At 67.6% G+C, this 21,085-nt stretch carries 16 protein-coding genes; 6 read left to right on the top strand and 10 right to left on the bottom strand.

The genetic code is table 11. The features are described 5' to 3' along the window. Positions 1-110: 110 nt before the first annotated feature. Positions 111-869 (top strand): HugZ family pyridoxamine 5'-phosphate oxidase, encoded by a 759-nt coding sequence (locus IEW34_RS10575; protein WP_244641929.1) that lies wholly within the window; start codon positions 111-113, stop codon positions 867-869. 456 nt (positions 870-1,325) lie between these two features. Here the strand turns inward: IEW34_RS10575 and IEW34_RS10570 are convergent, their stop codons facing one another. The 5 genes from IEW34_RS10570 to IEW34_RS10550 all read right to left on the bottom strand — a co-directional run bounded on the left by IEW34_RS10570 (position 1,326) and on the right by IEW34_RS10550 (position 7,160). Then, a complete protein-coding gene (locus IEW34_RS10570) occupies positions 1,326-2,399 on the bottom strand; it encodes a phosphotransferase family protein (protein ID WP_188609121.1) in 1,074 nt (357 codons plus the stop codon). An 80-nt stretch (positions 2,400-2,479) separates the two neighbouring features. After that, positions 2,480-3,205 carry a polysaccharide deacetylase family protein gene (locus tag IEW34_RS10565; protein WP_188609120.1) on the bottom strand — a complete coding sequence of 242 codons (726 nt, stop codon included), beginning with the start codon at positions 3,203-3,205 and terminating at the stop codon, positions 2,480-2,482. Between the two features lie 90 nt (positions 3,206-3,295). Beyond that, complete coding sequence (locus tag IEW34_RS10560) at positions 3,296-4,489, bottom strand: ABC transporter substrate-binding protein (protein WP_188609119.1); 1,194 nt, start codon at positions 4,487-4,489, stop codon at positions 3,296-3,298. A gap of 59 nt (positions 4,490-4,548) precedes the next feature. Further along, positions 4,549-6,186, bottom strand: coding sequence for an acetate--CoA ligase (locus tag IEW34_RS10555; RefSeq protein WP_188609118.1), 1,638 nt, complete (start codon positions 6,184-6,186; stop codon positions 4,549-4,551). Positions 6,187-6,422: 236 nt separating this feature from the next. Further along, entirely contained in the window at positions 6,423-7,160 is a 738-nt protein-coding gene (locus tag IEW34_RS10550; protein ID WP_188609117.1) for an SDR family NAD(P)-dependent oxidoreductase, read from the bottom strand. A gap of 147 nt (positions 7,161-7,307) precedes the next feature. Here IEW34_RS10550 and IEW34_RS10545 point away from each other — a divergent pair, with 147 nt between their 5' ends. After that, positions 7,308-7,964: a TetR/AcrR family transcriptional regulator gene (locus IEW34_RS10545; protein WP_244641928.1), complete on the top strand. Its 657-nt coding sequence runs from the start codon at positions 7,308-7,310 to the stop codon at positions 7,962-7,964. Positions 7,965-8,044: 80 nt separating this feature from the next. Here the strand turns inward: IEW34_RS10545 and IEW34_RS10540 are convergent, their stop codons facing one another. Together IEW34_RS10540 and IEW34_RS10535 are read right to left on the bottom strand one after the other, a co-directional pair. Further along, the gene (locus IEW34_RS10540; RefSeq protein WP_188609115.1) at positions 8,045-8,380 is read right to left on the bottom strand and encodes a GIY-YIG nuclease family protein; all 336 of its coding nucleotides are present in this window, start codon (positions 8,378-8,380) and stop codon (positions 8,045-8,047) included. 127 nt (positions 8,381-8,507) lie between these two features. After that, positions 8,508-10,373, bottom strand: a complete 1,866-nt coding sequence (locus tag IEW34_RS10535; protein WP_188609256.1) for an ABC transporter ATP-binding protein — start codon at positions 10,371-10,373, stop codon at positions 8,508-8,510. A gap of 437 nt (positions 10,374-10,810) precedes the next feature. On the opposite strand from IEW34_RS10535, the gene IEW34_RS10530 reads away from it, so the two are divergent. Continuing rightward, positions 10,811-12,115, top strand: a complete 1,305-nt coding sequence (locus IEW34_RS10530; RefSeq protein WP_188609114.1) for an OmpP1/FadL family transporter — start codon at positions 10,811-10,813, stop codon at positions 12,113-12,115. Positions 12,116-12,426: 311 nt separating this feature from the next. Here the strand turns inward: IEW34_RS10530 and IEW34_RS10525 are convergent, their stop codons facing one another. Next, positions 12,427-14,049 (bottom strand): ABC-F family ATP-binding cassette domain-containing protein, encoded by a 1,623-nt coding sequence (locus IEW34_RS10525; protein WP_188609113.1) that lies wholly within the window; start codon positions 14,047-14,049, stop codon positions 12,427-12,429. Between the two features lie 140 nt (positions 14,050-14,189). On the opposite strand from IEW34_RS10525, the gene IEW34_RS10520 reads away from it, so the two are divergent. The 3 genes from IEW34_RS10520 (at position 14,190) to IEW34_RS10510 (ending at position 17,258) form a co-directional block, all read left to right on the top strand. Then, positions 14,190-14,903 (top strand): spermidine synthase, encoded by a 714-nt coding sequence (locus tag IEW34_RS10520; protein ID WP_188609112.1) that lies wholly within the window; start codon positions 14,190-14,192, stop codon positions 14,901-14,903. A gap of 166 nt (positions 14,904-15,069) precedes the next feature. Beyond that, complete coding sequence (locus IEW34_RS10515) at positions 15,070-16,443, top strand: NfeD family protein (RefSeq protein WP_188609111.1); 1,374 nt, start codon at positions 15,070-15,072, stop codon at positions 16,441-16,443. Continuing rightward, positions 16,440-17,258, top strand: a complete 819-nt coding sequence (locus IEW34_RS10510) for a slipin family protein (RefSeq protein ID WP_188609110.1) — start codon at positions 16,440-16,442, stop codon at positions 17,256-17,258. The genes IEW34_RS10515 and IEW34_RS10510 overlap by 4 nt, the downstream gene beginning before the upstream one ends. Positions 17,259-17,432: 174 nt before the next feature. Here the strand turns inward: IEW34_RS10510 and IEW34_RS10505 are convergent, their stop codons facing one another. Continuing rightward, positions 17,433-18,836: a PepSY-associated TM helix domain-containing protein gene (locus tag IEW34_RS10505; protein WP_188609109.1), complete on the bottom strand. Its 1,404-nt coding sequence runs from the start codon at positions 18,834-18,836 to the stop codon at positions 17,433-17,435. A gap of 63 nt (positions 18,837-18,899) precedes the next feature. Then, entirely contained in the window at positions 18,900-21,065 is a 2,166-nt protein-coding gene (locus IEW34_RS10500) for a TonB-dependent receptor (RefSeq protein ID WP_244641910.1), read from the bottom strand. Between the last annotated feature and the right edge of the window lie 20 nt (positions 21,066-21,085).

Raw genomic sequence — 21,085 nt, 5'->3', positions numbered from 1 at the left:
CAGTAAAAGACAAGCGCGTATCTCGATGGGCGGCTGCGCATATTGAGCAGTATGTATTTCGCGCGAGATGATGGAAACAAAAGCGGCATTCAGGAGGGCGGATATTGCAGGTGCAGCGTCAGATCATCACCCCCCGTGGCTTGAAAATCGTCGAAGGAGCGGCCAAACCATTCGAGGCGCTCAACGTCGCGCGAAATCTACTCCGAACGGCGCCTTCGGCGTCGTTGGCCACGCTCGATCCGAGCGGCTATCCCTACGGCACCATGACCAATATTGCCGTCGAGCCGAGCGGCACACCGTACTTCTTCACCGCAAATCTGGCGCTGCATGCGCGCAACATTGCGGCGGACAACAGGGTCTCGCTCGTGCTCTTTCCGCCGGGAAAGCCGGACGTCCTGACCCAGCCGCGTCTCACCCTCGTCGGCCGCGCGAGGCGGCTTGCGGCTGACGAGATCGACCGCGCCAAGGCGCGCTACGCCGCGCGCTTTCCCAAGGCGAAGCTCTATCTGTCCTTGCCCGATGCGATGCTCTACCGCCTCCTCATCGAGGATCTGCGGTTCAATGGCGGACCAGCCCGCAACGCGGTGACGGACGTCACGCCGGAAATGCTCCGCACGGATCTGTCGGGCGCGGAGGCGCTGCTCGACGCCGAAGATGCCCTGGTCGACCGCCTGAACGCCACAGCCGGCCTGCCGAAGCGGCTCGCGGACCGTGCCGGCGCAAAGGCTGGCAACTGGGCGGTCTGCGGTATCGACCCCGACGGCATCGATTTGACCTGCGCGCATGCGCATGCACGCCTTTGGTTCGCCGTCCGCGTGACGGCTCCACAGGAGCTGTGGGATGTCGTTCGCACAGGTGCGCCGGTCTAGAGCGTTTTCGAGCGAAGTGGACGCCGGTTCGCGTGAAGAAAACGCGACAAATCAAACAGACTGAGCATTTCGGCGATTCGAAGAAACGCAGAAGTGCTCTAGAGCGTTTTCGAGCGAAGTGGATGCAGGTTCGAGTGAAGAAAATCCGATGAAACAAATAAGTAAAGCATTTCAGCGATTCGGATAAACGCGGAAATGCTCTAGAGCATGATCCTCAAAAGTGGATTCGGTGCTGGGACAAGGTCCTGCCCGAGACAAAGACTTACACGAGGACGATGATTTGAAGAACCTTGCCGTCCTGTCGGCCGCGCAGGTTGCCGCCCTGGCCGCGCGCTTCGGCGCCTATTTCGAGACGCGGCAGCCGTCCGTCGCCCAGGTGGGGGCGGCGGTCGCACGGACACTTGCCCGCTGGCCGGCCACGCCTGGTCGAGCGGCGCCATGCCGCCCGGCAGGGTCTCAGCCGCGCGCCAGCAGGCGCTCGATCGCTTCCGCAGCCCAGGCCAGGTTCTGGTCGACGCGGCTGCGCAGGAGGTCGAGGTCGACCCCTTCCGCGCTCTTCTTGCCCTCCATGTAGCGGGCATAGACGCCGTGGACGATCGCCGCGGTCTTCCACCTGTTGAAGCCGGCATAATAGTCGAGCAGCGACAGGTCCCGCCCGGTGCGTTCGGCATATCGCGCTGCGAGATCGCGGCGCAGGGGGAAGCCCGTCACCGCGGTCGCGCTGTCAGGAATGACCGGAAAGCCTCGCTCGGGATCGGGCCAGGTGTTGAGGGCGTAGGCGAGATCGGCCAGCGGGTCGCCGAGCGTGGAGATCTCCCAGTCGACCACCGCGGCGATAGTGTGCTCCGGCCCGGTCAGGCAGTTGTGCAGCCCGTAGTCGCCGTGCACCACCCGGGCCGGTCCCTGATCGGGGAGGTTGTCGAGGAAGAACTTCTGCAGCGTGTGCGCCCGCGGGTCGTCGTATTTGGCCGGCGCAATCGAGGCCGTCCACGACTGGTACCAGGTCTTGAGCTGGCGGCCGACGTAGCTGTCGCGCTTGCCGAGGTCGCCGAGCCCGAGCGCATCGGGGTCGAGCGCGTGCAGGTCGGCCAGCACGTCGATGAAGGAATGGGCGAGCTTGACCCGCTGGTCTTCCGGCACGAGGCGCTCGGTGTCCTCGGCGGTATAGAGCGGCCGGCCATCGACATGGCTCATGACGTAGAAGTGCGCGCCGGTGACGGCCTTGTCGTCGCAGAAGGCGAGCGCCCGCGGCACCGGCACGGGCGTCGGCCCCAATGCGGTGATGAGCTTCCACTCGCGGCCCATGTCGTGCGCCTTGGGCAGCAGCTCGCCGAGCGGTGGACGGCGGATCACCGCCTTGCGGCCGTTGCCGTCCTCGATCATGTAGCTGAGGTTGGAGTGGCCGCCCGGGAGCCGGGTCCACGCCAGTGGCGGCTCCAGTTCGGTGGCCTGGCGTGCGAGCCACGCCGCGACCGCCTGCGTATCAAAGCCCGGCGTTGCCCCGCTCTCAGCCTGCTTGGCGACCGTCATCGCTTCCTCCCTGGCCCGATTGTCCTGACGCAACCGTTCACATCGCAAATGGCGGGGTAACCGTCGAGTCTCGGCCGCGCCTAGCTGCGGCGATTAAACAGCGGGTTGGAGACCCGGCGCTCGGCCCCCGAGCCGGCCGTACGTCCCGTCACCAGATGGTCGATCGGCTGCAGGATCTTGCCGCCCGCCATCAGCACCGCGTCGGGGGAATACTCCTGGGTGAATTCGTAGCCCGCCGCCTTGGCCTGGCGGATGAAGCTGTCGAGCTTGGCGATGGGCTGCTCGGCCACGCCGCCGGGGTTCATGGCGATGTCATGCAGGACCATGGTGGTCCATGCGCGGCCCGCCATGTCGGCGAGCGCCCGCTGATCCCAGTCGCCACCCTCCCAGTCCCGCGGCACCGAATTGTACAGCACGCAGGTGTAGCCGCCGGTGAGAAAGGCCTCGACGTCGGCCGGCTTGAACACCCGGCTGTCGAGAACGCCGCCGTAGCAGTAGGGGCGGACCAGGAGGGCCGGATCGGCAAGCTCGCCGAGCTGGGCGAAGGTCGGGGCCACCTCGAACTCCACCGCATCGTCGCGGTCCACGTCGCCGAACGAATAGGCGTGGTAATAGGTGTGGTTGCCGATGCGATGGCCCTCGCTCTTGGCGCGGCGCAGCGCGGCGTGGGCGTCGGGCTTCAGCCGCAGATTGCTGCCGATAGCGAAGAACGTCGCCTTTATGCCGTGGGCGGCGAGCACGTCGAGCACGTGATGGGTGAACGGCGGCTCCGGGCCGTTGTCGAAGGTGAGCGTCAGACGCTTCATCGGGCTTCCTCCATGAATGGCCCCGGGCGCCTCAGCGGCGGCGCCGCGTTGGCGCGACGCAGCCGTGCTTCCGGCGCGGGCCTCTCCGCCTCAGTCGCCGCTGATGACCTCGCCGGTGGGCTTCCAGTTGGTGCCCTCGAAGCGCGACAGCTGCATGCTCTTGATCGGCGGGTAGCCATTGTCCGGGCTGGTGTGGGCCTTGATGCCGGGCAGCAGCATGCCCGGAGTGAAGTCCATATTGCGCGCCTGCTTCATGATGTTCTCGCGGGAGAGGTCGTCGCCGCACTGCTCCAGCACCTTCACCAGCCCTTGGGCGGCGATGTAGCCGTAGGCGGCCCAGGAGTCCTTGTCGTCGACGGTGGGCGCGTATTTCTTCAGCAGCGCGAGGTAGGCCTGATAGTCCGGCTGGTTGTGCCAGCGGCTGTCGCTCGGATCCTTGAGGATGAAGGCGGAGATCAGCCCTTGCGCCTTCTCGAGCCCGGCGGGCGCCAGCGTGCCGGCGATGGTGTTGGAGTTCGTGCTGATGAGCTGCAAAGGTTTCCAGCCGATTTCATAGACCTTGCGGATTGCCTGGGCGCCGAACTTGGGGGTCGCGTGGGTAAACAGCACGTCGGCGCCGGACGCCTGCAACGTCAGGATCTGGGAGTCGACGGTGGCGTCGCTCACCTGATAGCTCGCTTCGGCGACGATCATCCGCTTGGCGTTGTCGGCACCGAGCCCGGCCTTGAAGCCGCGCAGATAGTCGCGACCGGAATCGTCGTTCTGGTAGAGGATGGCGATCTTGCCGTTGGGACGCTCCTTGAGCACGTACTTGGCATAGATCTTTGCTTCCGACTCGTAGTCGGGTAGCCAGCCGATGGTCCACGGATACTTCTTGAACTCGGTCCAGATCGTCGCGCCGGTGGAGACGAAAAGCTGTGGCACCTTCTTGTTGTTCAGGTATTTGTGAACGGCAAGGTTGGTCGGCGTGCCGACGGTGCCGAAGACGGCCATGACCTCGTCCTGCTCGACCAGACGCCTGGTCTGCTCCACCGTCTTGGGCGGCGAATAGGCGTCGTCGAGGCTGATGAACTTGACCTTGCGGCCGTTGATGCCGCCCTTGTCGTTGATCATGTCGATATATGCGGCCTCGACCCGGCCGATGACCCCGTAGGCCGACGCCGGTCCGCTATAGGGCATTGTCTGCCCGATCCGGATTTCGCTCGGCGGGCCCTCGGCGCGCGCTGCCGCGGGCAGGCCGACCGCCAGAACGGCCAGGCTCACTGCGGAAATTCTGTCCCTCATCGTCTCTTCTCCTCTGGACGGCCGCTTGCCACGGCCAAAGTCGCGGCCACCGGCCGCGCTCAGGTTGTCTTGATCTTCGCCGTCTCGCGCTCCCGCAGCTCGCGCCGCAGGATCTTGCCCGTGGTGGTCATCGGCATCGCGTCGATGAATTCGATCTCGCGCGGATACTCGTGCTTGGCGAGCCGGCTGCGCACGGTCTTGCGGATGTCGTCGGCGAGTTCGGGGCTCGGGGCGTGGCCGGGTGCCAGGATGACGAAGGCCTTGATCGTCTCGGTGCGCACGGGGTCCGGCACGCCGATGGCGGCGGCCATCACCACCGCCGGGTGGCGCACGAGCGCGTCCTCGATCTCGCCCGGCCCGATGCGGTAGCCCGAGCTGGTGATGACGTCGTCGCCGCGGCCCTGGTACCAGAAGTAGCCGTCGCCATCCATTGTGGCCATGTCGCCGGTGATCATCCAGTCGCCGGCGTATTTCTCCGCCGTCGCCTCCGGCCGTTTCCAGTATTCGAGGAACATCGCGGGATGGCCGCGCCGGAAGGCGAGGTTGCCCGTGGTGCCCGGCGGCAGTTCCTCACCGGCGTCGTCGACAATGGCGGCCGCCTGTCCGGGAACGGCCTTGCCCAGCGACCCGAGCCGAGGCGGCAGCACCTGCCAGCAATTGCCCATGGCCATGTTGCACTCGGTCTGGCCGAAGCCCTCGTTGATGTGGAGGCCGAGCGTCCCGTTGGCCCACTCCAGCAGGTCCTTGCCGACCGCCTCCGATCCCGACACGACGGCGCGCAGCTTGACGTCGCGCAGGTGCGGGGAGCCCGATTGGCGCATCAGCTTGAGCATGGTCGGAGTCAGCATCGCCGTGCGCACCTGGTGCTTGGCGATCATGCGGAGCGCCTCGTCGGCATCGAAACTCGAGGCCCGCCAGGTCAGCACCGGTACGCCCGCAAACCAGCCGGGCATGAGAATGTTCATGAGGCCCGCCAGCCACGACCAGTCGGCGGGCGACCAGGTGATGTCGCCGGGCTGGGGGAAGAAGTCGAGCATGAACTCCACGCCCGGCATGTGGCCGAGGAGCACGCGGTGGCCGTGCAGCGTGCCTTTCGGCAGCCCGGTCGTGCCGGACGTGTAGCTGATGAAGGCCGGTGTATCCGGCGTGAGCGACAAGGTATCGAACCTGTCCGAGGCCCGTTCGGCACCAGCCCAAAGCGACTGGGCGCCGACATCGTCGCCGTCCACCAGGAGGACCGTTTCGAGACTCGGCGCCTGATCGCGGATCTCCGCGATCTTGGCGTAGTTCTCGCGATTGGTGATGACGACCTTGGCGCCGGCGTCGTTGAGCCGGTAGAGCAATGCGTCCGCCCCGAACAGGATCGAGGTCGGAATGGAGACGATCCCGGATTTCCAGCAGGCGAGATGGGCGATGGCCGTCGCCGGATCCTGGCCGAGCAGGATCATGACGCGCTCGCCCTGGCCGACGCCGACGTGGCGCAGGAGATTGGCGAGGCGATTGGCGGCGTGCTGCACGGCGAGGAAGGTGTAGGTCTCGACGGTCCCGTCCGCCCGCTCGTGGATGAGCGCGACGCGGTCGGGCGTCGCCGCCACATGACGGTCGCTGACGTCGTGAGCGATGTTGTAGGCGGCGGGGATGCGCCAGCGGAAGGCCGCGCACATCTCCTCGTAGGTCTGCTTGCGTTCGATCAGCATGGGAGAGCTCGTTCGATCTGACCGCCGGTCCCGGCGGGACAGGCGGCGAGCGGGCGACGGCCGCTCAACGCTCGGGCGACCGCCGGTCGGCGGTGCCGTCCAACTCGGGCGCGGCCGCGCGACCCGTCGGCGCCCTAGAGCATTCTCGCGCTTCTTCGAATCGCCAAAATGCTCTATCTGTTTGTTTTATCGCGTTTTCTTCACGCGAACCGGCGTCCACTTCGCTCGAAAACGCCCTAGGACAGGGTGAGCCCGCCGTCCACCGTGAGGGTCTGGCCGCAGACATAGGCGGCATAGGGGGAGGCCAGGAACAGGGCCGCGCCCGCCATGTCCTCCGGCGTGCCCATGCGGGCCATGGGGATCGTCGCCAACGCCGCGTCGCGCCGCTTGGGGTTTTCCGTGGTTACCTTGGTGAGCTTGGTGTCGACGAGCCCGGGCGCGATCCCGTTGACGCGGATCTGATCTCCCGCCCAAGCGGCGGCGAGGCTCTTGGTGAGGCTGATGGCACCGGCCTTGGAGGCAGCGTAGGCAGGGTTGCCCAAATTGGCGCGGGAACCCGAGATCGAGCTGATGACGATCAGGCTGCCGCGCGCTTCCGACAGGAGGGGCTTGAACTTGACGGCGCAGGCCATGACGCTGTCGAGGTTGACGCCGATCACCCGGTCCCATCCCGGCTGCTCGAACTCGCCGCGCCGGTAGACCACCGTGCCCTGGCTCAGCACCAGCACGTCCAGGCGCTGGAACGGGGGCTGGCATGCGACGATCGCCTCGCGGTCGCCGACATCCACCTGCTGATAACGCAGCCCGTCGAGGTCACTGCCGTCCTCGGCCCGGTAGGCGTCGGCCGACACGCGCGTGCCCCAGACGTGGACCTCGGCCCCGTGTGCGCGGAACTGCTGGGCGATGCCGTTGCCGATGCCGCTGGAGCCGCCGACCACCAGCACCGTGCGCCCCTGAAAATCGAAACCGCCCAACGCGCCATCTCCTCCGTCGCCGCGACCCGGCTTGCCAGTCCCGCCCCTTTGACCGGACCGGCCGATCTGCTAAGGCCGCGGGAAGCCGCCTGGGTCGCTTATCCAGGTGGCCTAACAATGGCCCGGAGCGGCGTCAAGTTGGCAAAGATGAACGAGCGGGTGCCGAAAGGCGCACGGGAGCAGATCAAGCAGACGGCCTGCAAGCTGTTCGCGCGCCACGGCATCGACGGCGTCACCGTGCGCGAGATCGTCGCCGCCTCCGGGCAGAAGAACCACGGCTCGCTCACCTACTACTTCGGCTCGAAGGAGGCGCTGATCCGGGAGATCGTTGCCGACGGGGCCCGCATCATCGACGAGCGGCGCAACGCGCAGCTCGATGCGCTGGAGGCCGCCGGCGGCCCGCGCACGATCCGCGAGATCGTGGAGGCGCTGGTGATTCCCTCCATCAATCTTCCCGAAGAGCTCGGCGGCAGCGAGCAGAGCTATACGCGCTTCATCGCCCTGCTGTCGCTGACCCACCGCGACATGTTCATCGCCGCCCTGGAGGGGCGGCTGAACTCGGGCTACCTCAGGTGCCTCCAGCACCTGCGGCGGCTCCTCTCGGATGTGCCGGAGCGCACCAGGAACCGGCGCATGGTCTTCCTGGAGGCCTATCTCAACAGCGTGCTGTCGCTGCGCGAATGGGCGCTGGCCGGGCCGGCGAAGCGCTATCACATGTGGCTCGACGAGAATGCCGTGCCGGACGTGGTCGAAACCATCGTTGCCATGCTCGCGGCCGACCAGCCACAGCCGCGAACGTCTTGAGCCGCCGCGTGGCCGCCTGCCTTATCCGGTCGGATAAGCTGGTGACTCCGACAGACGACGGCACGGCGCGTCCGCCGAGCTCAGATCGCCTCGGCATCCAGCGTCGCGCGCCAATGGGCGAGCCGCTCCTTCAGGATGCGCTCGCGGACATAGTCGATGGCTTCATCGGCGATCAGCTCGATGTCCTCGACGAGAAAGCCGTCGGGACCGTGCCGATGCCAGGCCGCCTGCAACGTGCGAGAGCGGTGGCTGCCATGGCGCAGCGTAAACCACAGCCGGTTCTGCACCGTGTTCAGATCGGGCGTGCGCCCCACCCAGCGCTCGCCCGTGGCGCTGCAGCGCACGGCGAAGATGCCGGCCGTTGCCTTGCGCTCCTTGTAGGCCGCGATGGCCGCCTTCCTTGCTTCGCCCTTCATGACCCGTGATCCCGGCGCACCGACGTTTGGGACGTCTCTCTCGCCCGCATAATATCACCCGGGTCAAATCTCGCAATGGTTTTACCCGGATAAATTGACGGGCCGCCCTGAACACCGACAGAGCCTGCTAGCGGTAGCCTGCGGCCTGCAGTTCGAAGAGCTCGGCATAGCGGCCGGACTGGGCGATGAGCTCGTCGTGCGTGCCGGCGGCTTCCACCTGGCCATTGGCAAGGACGAGGATCCGGTCGGCCATGCGGACGCTGGAGAAGCGGTGCGAGATGAGGATCGCCGTCCGGCCCTGGCTGAGCTCCTTGAAGCGGCGGAACACTTCGAACTCGGAGCGAGCGTCCAGCGCTGCCGTCGGCTCGTCGAGGATCAGCACGGCCGCGTCGCGCATGTAGGCGCGGGAGATGGCGATCTTCTGCCATTCGCCGCCGGACAACTCCACGCCGTTCCTGAAGCGCTTGCCGACCATCTGGTCATAGCCGCCCGCAAGCCTGCCGATCACCTCGTCGGCCTGGCTGCGCGCCGCGGCGCGGGTGATGCGCGCGCGGTCGGCACGTGAGGCGATGCGGCCGACGGCGATGTTGTCGGCGGCGGTGAGATTGTAGCGGACGAAGTCCTGGAAGATGACGCCGATGTTGGCGCGCAGCTCGTCCAGATCGTAGGCGCGCAGGTCGTGGCCGTCGAGCAGGATGCGGCCTTCGTCGGGATCGTAGAGACGGGCGATGAGCTTCACCAGGGTAGTCTTGCCGGCGCCATTCTCGCCCACGAGCGCGACGACCTCGCCCGCGTCGAGGGTGAAGCTCATGTGCCGCACCGCCCAGCGCTCGGCGCCGGGATAGCGGAACCCGACATCCTCGAACGCGAAGCCCTGGCGGATCGGCCGCGGGAACGGCCGCGGATCGGGCGGGGACAGGATCTCCGGCTTCATCTCGTAGAATGAGAACAAGTCGTTGAGGTAGAGCGCCTGGCTCGCGGTGGCGGACAGGCTCGACAGCAGCCCCTCGAACAGCGCGCGCAGGCGCAGGAACGAGCCGGAGAGGAAGGTGAGGTCTCCGACCGAGAACGAGCCGGTCAGCGTGCGCCAGGCGATGTAGGCGTAGGCGAGGTAGTAGCCGGCGCTGCCGAGCGCGGCGAATAGCCCGCCCCAGCCCGCCCGGCGCACGGCGAGCCGGCGGTTGGCCGCATAGAATTCGGCGGCGAGCTGCCGGTAGCGGTCGATGAGGAAGCCGCTGAGCCCGAAGATCTTCACCTCCTTGGCGGTCTCGACGCTGGCGGCGGTCTGGCGGACGTAGTCGAGCTCGCGCCGCTCCGGCGTGCGCATATAGTCGAGCGAATAGCTCTGGGCGTTGAAGTGCGCCTCCGCCAGGAAGGCCGGCAGCAGCGCGACCAGCAGCAGGACGACGAGCCAGGGCGAGTAGAGCAGCAGGCCGCCGGCGAGGCTCGCCACGGTTACCAGATCCTGTGCCTGGCTGAACAGCAGCGCCATCAGCGACATGCGCCCGCTGGTCTGGCGGCGCGCCCGTTCGAGCTGGTCCTGGAAGTTCGCGTCCTCGAAATCCTCCAGGTCGAGGGTGGCCGCATGCTCCATCAGGCGCACGCTGGAGGCGTTGGTCACGCGCTCGGCGAGCAGGCTGTCGATCAGTGAGACCACCCGCCCGAGAACATTCGCAGCGACTGCCACCGCGAACTCGGCGGCCAGCAGCAGCCCGAGCCGATCGAGGCGGCCGGTTTCGAGCCATTGACCGAGCGTCGTCGGTCTGTCCGGCATCTGCACCAGCGCGACGATGTCGTCGATGATCAGCTTGCCGATGAACAGGGTTGCCACCGGCAGCACTGCCCGGATCAGCCGCAGCCCCAGCGAGGCCGTGGTCAGCGCCGGGCTGGTGCGCCAGACCATCGCCAGAAACGGGCCGAGGTTGCGCAGCGCGCCAAGCCGCTCCCGCAACGTCCGCGGCGTCGGCAATGGCTGACCGCGAACGCCGCGCATCGCGGCCCCCGGGGCGCCGGCGCCATACGCGTCCGCCATCAGCCGTCATTTCCTGGAGGCGACGTCATGGTTCAGATATGGCTCCGACCGGGCGCGATGGCGAGCCCGTCCGACGCAGAACAGCCGTTACGCCCACGCCGGATGACCCGCGATCACAGCCATCGTCGGTGCCAGGCAACGCGACCTCGATGCCAGGCTTCACCAGTTTCCGCAGCTCGCGCAGGCGCCCATTGATCAGTCATGCGAGGCCGTGGAGATTGTCCATTGCCGATCTGAGCTGATGTAAGTTCGTATCTGGAAAAATTATACTTCAGATAGACTTGTCTTAATTTGCTTGCCGAAATGACAGGGTTCGTTCATGGTCGCTCCGGGGGAGCCGGAGCCCGACGACCAACGGGAATCCGGCATTGTCGAACATGATTTGGGGGCCTGGTACGATGACTGGTTGGGTTCGGCCGCTCGCGCTGGCGAGCGTTGCTGCCGGTGGATTGCTTGCCGCCGGTACCACGGAGGGCCTGGCCGGCGCCTTCGGTATCCGTGAGCAGAGCACCGAGGCGCAGGGCATGGCGTTCGCCGGCGCCGCGGCCGGCTCCGGCGGCGTCTCCTCGATGTTCTGGAATCCGGCGGTGATCACCATGCGGCCGGGCTGGGTGACGGAGCAGAACCTCACCTTCATCAACCTGTCGGCGAAGATCCAGCCGACGGCGGGTACCCATCCGAACTTTCTGCCGCTCGGCGGCTCGGGCGACATCGGGCAGGGGGCCCTGGTCCCGGCGGGCGCCACCTCCTACCAGATCAACGACCGGCTTTGGGTCGGCCTCTCGGCCGGTGCGCCCTTCGGCCTCGCGACCAAGCCGGACCAGACCTGGGCAGGCGAGGCCTACGGACGTTCCTCGCGCATCTTCTCGCTCGCCCTCAACCCGGTCGTCGGCTTCAAGGTCAACGAGTGGCTCTCGGTCGCGGCCGGGCCGACCGTCGAGGTTTTCCGCCTCAACCTGCGGCAAGCCACGCCGATTCCCGGCATCCTGCCCACAGCCTATCCGAGCGCCTTCCTCAAGGGCGAATCCTGGGGCGTCGGCTTCACCGCGGGCGCCACGATTACCCCGCGTGCCGGCACGGTCCTCGGCATCGGCTACCGCTCGTCGATCCATCATGACATCGAGGGCTCGATCGGAGTGCCGCTGGCGGCGCTCGCCCGCACCGCCGGGCAGGTCACCTCGAACCTCAACACACCCGAGAAGGTCAGCGTCGGCCTGAGCCAGGTGGTGGCCCCGAACGTCCGGGTCGATCTCGGTTTCGAGTGGGACAACTGGAGCCGGCTCGGCACGGTCGGCATCGTCTCGCGGACCCTCGGCGTGCCGGTGAGCACGCTGCCGCTGAACTACAAGGACGGGTTCACCTATTCGATTGGCGCCGAGTACGACTGGTCGCCGCGCCTGACGGTGCGCGGCGGCCTCGCCTACGAGGTCTCGCCGATCGATTTCTCGAACCGCTCGGTGCGCCTGCCGGACGGCGATCGCGTCAACCTCTCGGTCGGCGCGAGCTACCGCTGGAGCGATAAGCTGACGCTCAGCCTCGCCTATTCGCATTTCTTCCTCGACCGGAACCGGATCCAGTCGGGCGCAGGGCGCGACTACAATGTCGGCAACATCGCTTTCGCAGGCGTGACCGATGCCAGCGCCGACATCGTCTCGGTCAGCTTCCGCTACGTGTTCGGCGAGTCGACGCCGCTGCTGCACTAGAGTATCTCCGCGTTTCTTCGAATCGCCGAAATGCTCTATCTGTTTGATTTGCCGCGTTTTCTTCACGCGAACCGGCGTCCACTTCGCTCGAAAACGCTCTAGAGGCGCACCTCTGCATGCCTCCATCGGCGGCGTCCGATCGGATAGAGGCAACACGGACTAAAAAACTGGAGTCAATTCCACCCGGTCCGATGATCCATCTGGTCGGGACATGCTCTTGACCTGACGTGAGCTCAATACGGGAGCACCGCGACGGGCGCGCAAGCGCCCGGTGCTCCCCGGTGGTGCGCGCGGCCCGTCGCCAGCGGGTCTCAGCCCCGCAGGCCCGGCGCCTCCTGGCCGGTGCGGGCGACGTACTCGGTGTAGCCGCCGCCGTAGTGGTGCACGCCGTCGGGCGTCAGCTCCAGCACCCGGTTCGACAGGGCCGCCAGGAAGTGGCGGTCGTGCGAGACGAACAGCATCGAGCCGTCGTATTGCGACAGCGCCGCGATGAGCATCTCCTTGGTCGCCATGTCCAGGTGGTTGGTGGGCTCGTCCAGCACCAGGAGGTTGGGCGGATTGTAGAGCATCTTCGCCATCACCAGCCGGGCCTTCTCGCCGCCCGACAGCACGCGGCACCGCTTCTCCACGTCGTCGCCGGAGAAGCCGAAGCAGCCGGCCAGCGCGCGCAGCGAGCCTTGCCCGGCCTGGGGAAAGGCGTCCTCCAGCGACTGGAACACGCTGTGCTCACCGTCGAGCAGCTCCATGGCATGCTGCGCGAAATAGCCCATCCTGACGCTGCTGCCCACGGCCACAGTGCCTTGGTCGGGCTCGGCCGTGCCCGCCACCAGCTTCAGCAGCGTCGACTTGCCGGCGCCGTTGATGCCCATGACGCACCAGCGCTCCCGGCGGCGCACCAGGAAGTCCAAGCCCTCGTAGATGCGCCGGCCGCCATAGCTCTTGTGCACATCCTTCAGGCTGACCACGTCCTCGCCCGAGCGGGGCGCCGGCGGGAACTCGAACAGGACCGTCTGCCGGCGCTTGGGCGGCTCCACCCGGTCGATCTTGTCGAGCTTCTTGATGCGGCTCTGCACCTGCGCCGCATGGGAGGCGCGCGCCTTGAAGCGCTCGATGAACTTGATCTCCTTGGCCAGCATCGCCTGCTGACGCTCGAATTGGGCCTGCTGCTGCTTCTCGTTGAGCGCGCGCTGCTGCTCGTAGAATTCGTAGTCGCGGGCGTAGGCCGTGAGCGCGCCGCCGTCGATTTCCACCACCTTGGTGATGATGCGATTCATGAACGCGCGGTCGTGCGAGGTCATTAGCAGGGCGCCGTCATAGGACTTGAGAAAGTCCTCCAGCCAGATCAGGCTCTCCAGGTCCAGGTGGTTGCTCGGCTCGTCCAGCAGCATGACGTCGGGCCGCATGAGGAGGATGCGAGCGAGCGCCACGCGCATCTTCCAGCCGCCGGACAGGGCGCCCGTGTCGCCGTCCATCATCTCCTGGGTGAAGCTCAATCCGGCCAGGACCTCGCGCGCGCGCCCGTCCAGAGCGTAGCCGTCCAGCTCCTCGAAGCGAGCCTGCACCTCGCCGTAGTGGGCCACGATCTCGTCGATCTCGTCGGCCCGGTCCGGATCGGCCATGGCGGCCTCCAGCTCCTTCAGTTCGGCCGCGACGACGCTGACCGGGCCGGCGCCGTCCATCACCTCGGCGACGGCGCTGCGGCCCGCCATGTCCCCCACGTCCTGGCTGAAGTAACCGATGGTGACGCCGCGATCGACGGCCACCTGGCCCTCGTCCGGATGCTCCTGTCCCGTGATCATGCGGAAGAGGGTGGTCTTGCCGCTGCCGTTGGGGCCGACGAGGCCGACCTTCTCCCCCCTCTGGAGGGCCGCGGAGGCCTCGATGAACAGGATCTGGTGGCCGTTCTGCTTGCTGATGCTCTCGAGACGAATCATGGGCTCACGATGTGCGGGCGGCGGGCGGCGCCCTTATGGCACGGGGCGCTGACGTTCGCGCTGGGCAGTAAAGCCGCATTCGGCTAAGGCAGCCCGTTCAGCGCGGTGGTGCTTCATCCCGCGGACGGAAGGGTGGCATCGTGATTCCCTGGGTCCAGCTCGACACTGCGACCATGCCCGGCGGCGGCGAGCTGCGGCTGAAGCGGCGCGGCGGCGAGTTCTCCATCATGTCCGGGGCGATCGAGCTGATGAACAGTCGTGTCAGCGGCTCCGAACAGGCGCTCGCCACTGTCGCCTGCGAGCGCATCCGCGGCCGCGGCCGGCCTCATCTGCTCATTGGCGGCCTCGGCATGGGCTTCACCCTGCGCGCGGCGCTCGCCGGCGGCCTGCCGGCGGAGAGCCGCATCACCGTTGCCGAGCTGGTGCCTGCCGTCGTCGATTGGGCGCGGGGGCCGCTCGCCGAGGTCTTCGGCGACAGCCTGACCGATCCGCGCGTCGACATTCGCGTCGCCGACGTGAGCGACCTCATCGGCGGTGGCCGCGCTACCTGGGATGCCATCCTGCTCGATGTCGACAACGGCCCCGAGGGCCTCACGCGCGCGGCCAACGACGGTCTTTATGACGTCGCCGGGCTTGGTGCCGCCAAGCGGGCGCTCAAGCCTGGCGGCATCCTGGCCGTCTGGTCGGCAGGGCCGGACCGCAGCTTCACCCAGCGCCTGCGCAAGGTGGGCTTCGCTGTCGAGGAGATGAGGGCGCGCGCCGTGCACGGGGGAGGGGGCGCGCGGCACGTCATCTGGGTGGCGACGGGCACCGGCGTCCGTCCCCGGCCGATGTCCCCGCCCCGGCGGGCCTGACGCGCAAAGCCCATCGATCCCGCCGACGGGTTGATCGCATCCGATTGGGAAATGCGCGCGCCGATCCCATCTAGAGGGATGCAACGGAGGGCGCCCCAGCGTGCCCCATCGGCCGGCGCATCGTCCTGTCCTCTCCCCGGCGGCCGTCCCGCGGCTCGTCCGCGGCATGGCGCGCCTGAGTACGCTGCTGCTTGTCATCGCCGGGCTGTCCATGAGCTTGCCGCGCGCGGCTCATGCGCAAGCGAGCCCCATGCCGGCCGAACGCTCGGCCCTCGTCGTCGACGTCGCTGGAGCCATCGGCCCGGCGACGACCGAATACCTGCGGCACGCCCTCGCCAGCGCCGGCGCGCGCGGGGCCGCGGTCGTCGTTCTGCGTCTGGATACGCCGGGCGGCCTCGCCTCGAGCACGCGCGACATCGTGCGCGACATCCTCGCCTCGCCGGTGCCGGTCATCGGCTACGTCGCGCCGAGCGGCGCGCGAGCGGCGAGCGCCGGCACCTACATCCTCTACGCCTGCCACCTGGCGGCCATGGCGCCGGGCACCAGTCTCGGTGCCGCCACGCCGATCCAGCTGGGGGGCGGCTTGCCCGGAGGAAGCGGCAAGGACGACAAGGGCGGCGAGTCGCCGGCGGATGCCGCCGCGGCAAAGGCGGTGAACGACGCCGCGGCCTTCATCCGCGGTCTGGCGGAGCTGCGCGGGCGCGACGCGGACTGGGGCGAGGAGGCCGTGCGCCAGGCCGCCAGCCTGTCCGCTGGCGCAGCGCTGGAGCGTCGCGTAGTCGAAATCGTGGCGAACGACGTCGGGGACCTGCTGGCCAAGGCGCAGGGGCGGCGCGTGGGCGTTGGCGGCCGCACCGTCACCCTGGACACCGCAGGGCTCACTCCGGTCGTTGAGCGGCCCGGCTGGCGGACGGCGTTGCTCGGCGTCATCACCGATCCGAATATGGCCTACATCCTCCTTCTCGTCGGCATCTACGGTATCATTCTCGAGTTCATGAACCCGGGCACGGTGGTGCCTGGCGTGGTCGGATCGATCGCGCTGCTCGTCGGCCTCTTTGCCTTCAATCTCTTGCCCGTCAACTATGCGGGACTGGGCCTGATCCTCCTGGGCATGGCCCTCTTGGCCATGGAGGCGATGGCGCCCACGTTCATTCTCGGCGCCGGCGGCATCGTCGCATTCGCGCTGGGCTCCCTCCTGCTGTTCAACGAGCAGTCCGGCATCGCCGTATCGCCACTGGTCGTGGCGGCGTCGACGGCCGTGACCGCGGTGCTGTTCGCGGTGATGCTGGCGGCGGTGGTTCGGGCCCATCGGCGTCGTCCGGTGACGGGCGGGGAGGCCATGGTCGGCGAGCCCGGCACGGTGCTGAGCTGGGCCGGCGTGCGCGGCGAAGTGCGCGTCCACGGCGAGCGCTGGCAGGCGCGCGCGGTTGGCGCCGTCCCTCTCGCGCCGGGCCGGCGCGTGCGCGTGACCGGCCGCGACCGCCTCGTCCTACTCGTGGCTCCCGACGGCGGTCGCGAGCCTGACGGAGAGCGCCCATGACCCTCGCCCTCGTACCCCTCGTCGCGATCGTCTTCCTCGTTCTCGTCGTCGTGCTGACGAGCATCCGGATCCTGCGCGAGTACGAGCGCGGCGTCGTCTTCACCCTCGGCCGCTTCTCCGGCGTGAAGGGGCCGGGCCTCGTCGTCCTCGTCCCCTTCGTCCAGCAACTGGTACGCGTGCAGCTGCGCACCATCGTCCTCGACGTGCCGGCGCAGGACGTCATCTCGCGCGACAACGTCTCGGTGAAGGTGAACGCCGTGCTCTATTTCCGCGTCATCGAGCCCGACAAGGCGGTGATCCAGGTGGAGGACTACATGGCGGCGACCAGCCAACTCGCCCAGACGACGCTGCGCTCGGTGCTCGGCAAGCACGACCTCGACGACATGCTGGCGGAGCGCGACAAGCTCAACGCCGACCTCCAGGAGATCCTCGACAATCAAACCGACGCCTGGGGGATCAAGGTGGCGAATGTGGAGATCAAGCGCGTCGACATCGACGACAGCATGGTGCGCGCCATCGCCCGCCAGGCGGAGGCCGAGCGCAACCGGCGCGCCCGCATCATCAACGCCGAGGGCGAGCAGCAGGCCGCCGAGCGCCTGGTGGAGGCGGCCACGACCCTGGCCAAGCTGCCGCAGGCCATGCAGCTGCGCTATCTCTCGACGCTCTACGACATCGCCGGCGACAAGAACTCCACCATCGTCTTCCCCATGCCGGTGGAGTTTCTGCGCGGCTTCCTGGGCCCGGCTGACCACGATGCCGGCACGCCGCAGCCAGGAGCATCACCGCCCGGGCAGGCCGCTTCGGCCGGCCGGTGAAGACATTTCCGCGCTGCCCGCCGGAGCAAGCGATGCGGCGGCCTCGCCTCCGCAGTGTTGCCGCGCCACCGCGCAGAACATTTCCGCGGTTCTTCGAATCGCCGAAATGATCTATCCGTTTGATTTATCGCGTTTTCTTCACGCGAACCGGCGTCCACTTCGCTCGATAACGCTCTATGACGGTGCCGAGGCACCCGGGACCTGCATCCATGCCTCGACCCGGCGATAGGCCGCGTCCAGCGCAAGAACGATGAGCAGCGAGGCGCCGGCAAGCGGAAAGACGATGGCAAGTCCGACGACGATGAGGGCCACCGTTCTGAGCTTGGGATGAGCGATGGCCCGTGGCGCGGCGAGCCGCCCTTTGGGCCGCCGGCGCCACCACATGTAGACCCCCGTGGTCGAGAGGACGACGATGCCGGCGCAGGGGATCAGCATGACGATCTGGTTGAGCCGTCCGAAGTAGTTGCCCATGTGCAGCTGGACGCCGATCTCCACCGCCTTGGCGGCCCAGCCGTAGTCCGCGAAGCCGACCTCCCGCAGGACGTGGCCCGAGTATTGGTCGATGTAGAGGGTGCGTTGTCCCTGCGGCCGGTCCGGGTAAATGACGGCGGTGAGGACGCCGGTGCCATCCTTGGGCAGTGTCAAGCGGTAGGCCCCGCCGATGCCGCGGACGGCAAGCGCGCCCGCCACGGCATCGACAGCGGACGGCATGGCCCCCGGCGCGGCGCCTGTCGCTCGGCCCCCGCCGTGATGGTGAGCGTGCTCGTCCGACTGTGGCGGGGGCGCCGTCGCCAAGGTCCACGGTCCCGCCTTGGCGACTTCGGGCGGTGGGCTCGCGGCCGGCACAGCGCCGTGGCCCCGAAAGCTTGTCGGATAGCCGATGCCGGCGAGGTCCGTGCCACGGCGCAGCAGATCGCCCCAGAGCGATGCCCATGGCAGTCCCGTGAGGATCAGGAACAGGATGAGGAGGGCGGTCCACACGCCGGTCACGGCGTGCAGGTCCTTCCAGAAGGCGCGTCCGCTGGCGGCAAGGCGCGGCAGCAGCGTGCCGGCCAGGCCGCGGCGGCCGCGGGGCCACCAGAGATAGAGCCCGGTGACAGTCAGGATGAACCCCCAGCAGGCGGCCAGCTCGACGATATTGTCGCCGAGCGGGCCGAGCATCAGCGAGCCGTGCGCAAGGTCGGCGAGGCCCACCAGCGTGCGGCCGTAGACGTGGGAGCCCAGGACGTTGCCGGTGCCGGGATCGACGAAGATACGGAACGGCTCGCCATGCTGGGGCGAGACGAAGACCTGAGCGCTGCGATCGCGGCTCCCCGGCATGTCGATGCGTGTCGCGCGACCGCCGGGCGAGGCGGTGATTGCCGCGGCGATGAGGCGGCTCGCCGGCAAAGGCTCGGCATAGGGCGTGACGAAGCGCAGATCGCGTTGCACGACATCGTTGATCTCGTCGTTGAAGAGGTAGATCGCGCCGGTGACGGCAAGGACCAGCATGAACGGCGCGACGATCAGTCCGGCGTAGAAATGCCACCGCCAGATGGTGCGGTAGACCGCCGCGTCGTGGGAAGCGTGAGCGGACATGGGATGTTCCCGGCTCGGTCAACAGCTTTGCGGTCGCGGCGCGCGCCGATGACCGCAGGGCCGTCAGAACCTGACGTTGTAGGAGAGCTCCACGCTGCGCGGGGCGCCGAGATAGATCTGCGTCGAGCTGTAGCCCGACCAGTCCGCGTAGAACGCGTTGGTCAGGTTGCGGCCGCGCAGCCGGAACGTGCCGCCGCCGACATCGTAGGCGAGCCATGCGTCGAGGAGGGCACGCTCGCCCACTTTGATGGTGTTGGCATTGTCCGTGTAGAACGGCCCGACATATTGCAGGGACGCGCCGACAGTGAGCGGAGCGCTGTCGAAGCGGTAGGTGCTCATCGCGTACATGGCGTGATCGGGAACGTTCGGCGGCCGGTTGCCGGCGAAGTCGCCGGCCGCGCTGCGCAGCTCCGTGAACTCGGCGTCGATCCACGTGGCATTGCCGCTGATCTTCCACTGCTCGGTCACGGCCACGGCGACCTCGATCTCCACGCCGCGCGAGCGTTGGCTGCCGCCCTGGACCGTCAGCGACGGATTGAGCGGGTCCCGCGTCAGGATGTTGTCCTGCTCGATCTGGTAGACCGAGGCGGTCGCCACGAGGCGATCGTTCCACAGGACGGACTTGATGCCCGCTTCCACCGACCGGCCGGTCGACAGCTCGAAATCGTAGTTGGCGAGGTTGGCGAGCAGCAGGGCCGCCACAGGCATCGTCGCCTCGTTGTATTGGGCGAACAATGCCGTGCCCGGGGCCAGATTGTAGACCGTGCCCACGCGCCAGGAGACGCTGTCGAAGGTCCTGTCGAAGCGTGACAGAAGGCCTGTGTTGAGGTCGTCGATCCCGCGCTCGAGGCGGATGCTCTCGTAACGGATGCCGGCAACCGCCAGCCAGTCCGGCGTGAGGTTGAGCGCATCCTCTCCGAAGGTTGCGAGCGTCTTGATCCGGCTGTCGAAGTTCTGGCGGGTCGGGAAATTTCGGGCCGTATCGACCGGGAACAGCCCCCGGGCCGGATCGAAGCGGGTGACCGGCGTCGTCGTGCCGAATCGCCGTTCGGATATCAGCGTCGTGTCGATGTACTCGACGCCGGTGCCGAAACGGTGGCGCAAGCCCAGTACGTCGCCGTCGAAGTTGGCGCTCAGACGGTCCGACCAGAACCGGTGGTCGTGGTTGATCTTGGTGGTCGAGCGATCGAGCAGGCCGGTCGCCGGATTGAAGGTGTAGTCCTCCGAGCTCTCCCAGTCGCGGAACGCCTTGTAGGCGTTCAGCTCGTTCTTGATCGTCCAGCTGTCGGTGAGCCGGTATTCGGCGCTGCCGCGCAGCCAGGCTGCGTCGGACTTCATCAGGCCGTTGTAGACGTTGTAGTTCTCGGCCCGCATGGCCTCGTCCACGACGTAGCCGTTCTGTGTCGTCACCAGCTTGCTGGGAGCCAGCGCGGCCGAGAGCGGCACCAGCGGAATGCCCTGATAGGGCGTGCTGTAGTTGTCGTGGAAGTAGTTGAGCGAGGCATTGAGGGTCAGCCGGTCCGTCGGCGTGAAGGTGACGGCGGTGCCGAAGCCGAAGGTGCGCGGGTTGGTGTCGTCGATGTAGCCGCCGCTCTGCCCGTAGCTCAGCGTGGTTCGCGCCGCCGCGTTGGGGCCGAGCGAGGCGTTGAAATCGGCACCGGTGCGCAGCGTGTTGAAGCTGCCGTAGCTCGCCAGCGCCTCCGCATGGGTTTCGCCCAGCTGCGGCTGCTTGGTGACGAGATTGATGGCGCCGGCCAGCGCTCCGGTCCCGTAGATCACTGACGCGGGACCTTTGAGCACCTCCACGCGCTCGAAGCTGAAGGTGTCGTAGTTGCGCGAGGCCAGCAGCGGGTCGGACATCTGCACGCCGTCGATCGAGTAGCCGGTCGCAGCGCGCGAAAAGCCGCGGATCGAGGTGACGCCGGGCTCGCCGGGCAAATTGCCGGCGAACACGCCCGGCACCGAATTATACGCCTCCGTCAGCGTCCGCAGGCCCTTTTCCTTGATGTCCTGTTGCGAGACGACATCCACCACGCCCGGTGTCTCCAAGGGCGTGAGCTTCACGAAGCTGCCGGTGTCGTTCTTGATCTCCAGCTTCGCCACATCGTCCTGGAGCGGCCCGCGCGGCCGGCCCGCACCCTCGACGGTGATGGTCGACAATTCGACGTGGTTGGAGGCGTCCTGGGCGGCGGCGGGGGCGAGCATCATCGCCGCGAGAACGCCGCTCAACGACGCGGCAGCGCGCGGCC

The sequence above is a fragment of the Chelatococcus reniformis genome (assembly GCF_014640075.1).
In the GTDB taxonomy this organism is placed as follows: Bacteria; Pseudomonadota; Alphaproteobacteria; order Rhizobiales; family Beijerinckiaceae; genus Camelimonas; species Camelimonas reniformis.
Note: the sequence above shows the minus strand (reverse complement) of the source record. Positions and strands in the feature narration are given on the sequence as shown.